Source organism: Streptomyces sp. CBMA123, from assembly GCF_014596465.1.
In the GTDB taxonomy this organism is placed as follows: domain Bacteria; phylum Actinomycetota; class Actinomycetes; order Streptomycetales; family Streptomycetaceae; genus Kitasatospora.
This window is the reverse complement of the sequence record NZ_MECK01000399.1, coordinates 1-3418: the sequence shown is the minus strand read 5'-3', so window position 1 is coordinate 3418 and position 3418 is coordinate 1. Positions and strand designations below refer to the sequence as shown.

General features: G+C 75.6%; 5 protein-coding genes. 4 read left to right on the top strand and 1 reads right to left on the bottom strand.

The annotated features are described in order from the left end of the window. The coding region (locus tag BG452_RS31685; RefSeq protein WP_317621319.1) for a sigma factor at positions 1 to 558 on the bottom strand (558 nt) is incomplete at its 3' end. Positions 559 to 725: 167 nt separating this feature from the next. On the opposite strand from BG452_RS31685, the gene BG452_RS31680 reads away from it, so the two are divergent. From BG452_RS31680 to BG452_RS31665, 4 genes are all read left to right on the top strand, one after another. Beyond that, entirely contained in the window at positions 726 to 863 is a 138-nt protein-coding gene (locus BG452_RS31680) for a hypothetical protein (protein ID WP_188307799.1), read from the top strand. A 167-nt stretch (positions 864 to 1030) separates the two neighbouring features. After that, the gene (locus BG452_RS31675) at positions 1031 to 2347 is read left to right on the top strand and encodes a sensor histidine kinase (protein ID WP_188307798.1); all 1317 of its coding nucleotides are present in this window, start codon (positions 1031 to 1033) and stop codon (positions 2345 to 2347) included. Further along, on the top strand, positions 2311 to 2967 hold the full coding sequence (locus BG452_RS31670; protein ID WP_188307797.1) for a response regulator: 657 nt from the start codon (positions 2311 to 2313) through the stop codon (positions 2965 to 2967). Before BG452_RS31675 ends, BG452_RS31670 begins: the two co-directional genes overlap by 37 nt. Positions 2968 to 3065: 98 nt before the next feature. After that, positions 3066 to 3418, top strand: a 353-nt coding sequence (locus BG452_RS31665) for an ArsR/SmtB family transcription factor (RefSeq protein WP_188307796.1), incomplete at its 3' end; no start/stop codon positions are given.

Here is a 3418-nt window from a genome sequence, read left to right as displayed (position 1 = left end):
GGCCAGCGCCGCCGGGTCGCCGTCCCGCACCGCCGTACCGAAGGCGTCGACCACCCGGCGGCGGACGGCCGGGCTGCCGTCGGCGTCCGCCTCCCGGGCCTCCTGCGTCCGACGGCGGGCCTGCTCGGCGAGCTTGCGGGTGTCCGCGGTGGTCCGGTCGAGGGCGGTCGCGATCTGGTCGACGTGCAGGCGGAACACGTCGTGCAGCACCAGGGCGACCCGCTCCGCCGCGCCCAGTGCGTCCAGCGCGACCAGCAGCGCGAGCCCGACCGACCCGCCCGTCGCCGCGTCCGCCGGCTCCACCACCACGTCCGGCAGCCGCCCCCGCGCCCCCACGGCGCGGGATTCCAGCCGGCTCAGGCAGACCCGGGCGGTCACCGTGGTCAGCCACGCCGCCAGGTCCGTCACCTCCTCCGGGTTGATCCGCCCGAGCCTGACCCACACCTCCCGCACGGCCTCCCCGGCCTCCGCGTGCGAGCCCAGCAGCGGGTACGCGAGGGCCCTCATCCGCGGCCGGAGGTGCTCGAACTGGCCTGGCTGCCGGTCCTGGTCGGGCACGGTCACACTCCTCGGTCCGGAGGGGGCGTCACCGGCCGGGACGCCCGGCCGTGGCTGGACCTTACTCGGAGGGGCGGGTTGATCACAGTGGGTGGTGCGGCCGGAATCGCGGACCGGCCCCCGGCGTCCGCACCGTTCCGGCGGGATTCCCGATCCCCGTCGACGGCGTGCTCCACACCGTCTGCACCGTTGCCATCCCGAGGAAGCTCCAGGGCCGGTACCAGGTGGCCGTCACCCGGGACGGCGAGCAAGCCGAGGAACCTCTCGACCTGGCCATGGAGCGGGAGAACGTCGTGCGGTGCTGAGCGACGGACCCGGAGGACGGGGGTGGGTCCAGCCCCACCCCGGGCCGGGGTGCAGCCGGATTCCGCCGTCGCCCCGCCGTCCCTAGATTCGATCACGAGCCGCCGAGCGGGGCCCGTTGCCCGGCTGCCATCATGATCGTCCCGCATCAGACCCGACCGGAGGTCCCGTGAGCACCCCGCAGTCCCGAGGCGCCGAGGCGCTGCGCAGTGCCGCCCGGGCGCTCGGGCGCCTGGCCGTCTTCACGCTGCTCATTCCGGCCGGCGCGGTGCTGGCCGTGCTCTACCTGGCCTCGTTCCTGCTCTGGGGCTGCCTCGGGATGGTCCCGCTGTTCCCGGCGGTGACCGGGGTGGTCCGCTCGATGGCCGGGGCCGCCCGGTGGGCCGCCGGCCACTGGTCGCAGGTGCCCGTACCGGTGCCGTACGCGCCGCGTCCAGCGCTGGAGCGCACCCTGCACGGCTGGTTCTGGACCGGCCACGACTACCACAAGAACCGCTGGTTCGCGGGCTTCGCGCTCAAGTTCCGCTGGCTGTGGGACGACCGGGCGACCTGGCGGGACGCCGGCTGGGTCCTGGTCGACCCGCTGGTCGGCGGCGGCATCGCGGCCGGGCCCGTCCTGCTGTCCGGCTACGGCCTGTACGGGCTGGCGCAGCCCGTGCTGCCCGAACCCGGCCCGGGCTACGGCCTGGTGCCGCTGCCCGGGCTGCTCGGCCCGCTCATCGGCCTGGTCCTGGTGCCGGCCGGTCTCGCCCTCGCCGGGCCCGCGCTGCGCCTGCACGGCCGGTGGACCCGCTCCCTGCTCGGCCCGACCGAGAAGTCCCGGCTGGCCCGGCGGGTGGAGCAGCTCACCGAGATCCGGCTGGACGCCACCGAGGCCCAGGCCGCCGAACTGCGCCGGATCGAACGGGACCTGCACGACGGCGCGCAGGCCCGGCTGGTCGCGGTCAGTCTGCGGCTCGGCGCGGTGGTGGCGCTGATCGACGGCGACCCGGCGAAGGCCAAGCAGGTGGTGACGGACGCGCAGGAGAACGTCACCCAGGCCTTGCAGGAACTGCGCGACCTGGTGCGCGGCATCCACCCGCCGGTGCTCGCCGAGCGCGGCCTGGCCGAGGGGATCCGGGCGCTGGCGCTGGACGTGCCGCTGAAGGTCGAGGTGCGGGCCGAACTGCCGGGCCGGGCCGAGGCGCCGGTGGAGTCGGCGGTGTACTTCGCGGTCAGCGAGGCGCTCACCAACGCGGTGAAGCACGGCGACGCCCGGCACGCCACGGTGGAGCTCAGCCACGCCGCCGGGCTGCTGCGCGCGGAGGTGGCGGACGACGGCCGGGGCGGCGCGGACCCGGCCGGGGGCAGTGGCCTGCGGGGTATTCAGCGCAGGCTGGCGGTGTTCGACGGTACGCTCGCGCTGACCAGCCCCCCGGGGGGCCCGACCAGGCTGATCATGGAGCTGCCGTGCGTGTTGTCCTCGCCGAGGACCTCGTCCTGCTGAGGGACGGACTGGAACTCCTGCTGAGCGCCCACGGACACGACATCGTCGCCGCCGTGGAGAGCGGCCCGGAACTGGCCGCCGCCCTCGCCGAACACCGCCCGGACATCGCGGTGGTGGACGTACGGCTGCCGCCGACGTACTCCGACGAGGGGCTGCAGGTCGCGCTGGCCGCCCGCCGGGAGCAGCCCGGCCTGCCGGTGCTGGTGCTCTCCCAGCACGTCGAGCAGCTCTACGCCCGGGAGCTGATCGCCGACGGCGCGGGCGGCGTCGGCTACCTGCTCAAGGACCGGGTCTCCAAGGCCGACCAGTTCGTGGACGCCGTCCACACCGTCGCGGCCGGCGGCACCGTCATGGACCCCCAGGTCATCACCCGGCTGCTCGCCCGCAACGCCTATGACGAGCCGCTCGCGATGCTCACCCCGCGCGAACGGGACGTCCTCGCGATGATGGCCGAGGGCCGCTCCAACGCGGCGATCGCCCAGCGCCTGCACTTCAGCGAGGGCGCGGTCAGCAAGCACACCTCCAGCATCTTCGCCAAGCTGAGCCTGGGTGCCTCGGACGACGACAACCGCCGGGTGCTGGCGGTGCTGGCGTACCTGGACGGGACGCGCCCGGCGTAGGACGCCGGACCGGCCGACGTCCCGTGCGCACCCGGGCGCGGCGTCGCGGCCCGCTTCCCGGCTCCGGGTGGCCGGGCGGGCGTCGGTACGATCGCGGTATGGGTGCTGCGAAGGACGAGGCCTGGGATACCGACGCGGCGGAGCGGGCGGTGGCGGTGCTGAAGGCGGTGGCCGACCCGTCGCGGTACCGGCTGCTGTGGGCGCTGAGCCGCCGGGAGCTGCCGGTCAGCGAGCTGGCCGAGCTGCTGGGCGCCCATGTGGCGGCCACCTCCCAGCACCTGGCCAAGCTCCGGGCGGCCGGCCTGGTGGTGGCCCGCCGGGAGGGCACCCGGATCTTCTACCGCGCCACCGAGGTGCGCGGCCTGCTGACCGAGGCCGCCGTGATCGCCAACGACCTGCCGCCCCGGGGCGGTGACGGCGGCGGCGACGGCGGCGCGGCCCCGGCCGCCGA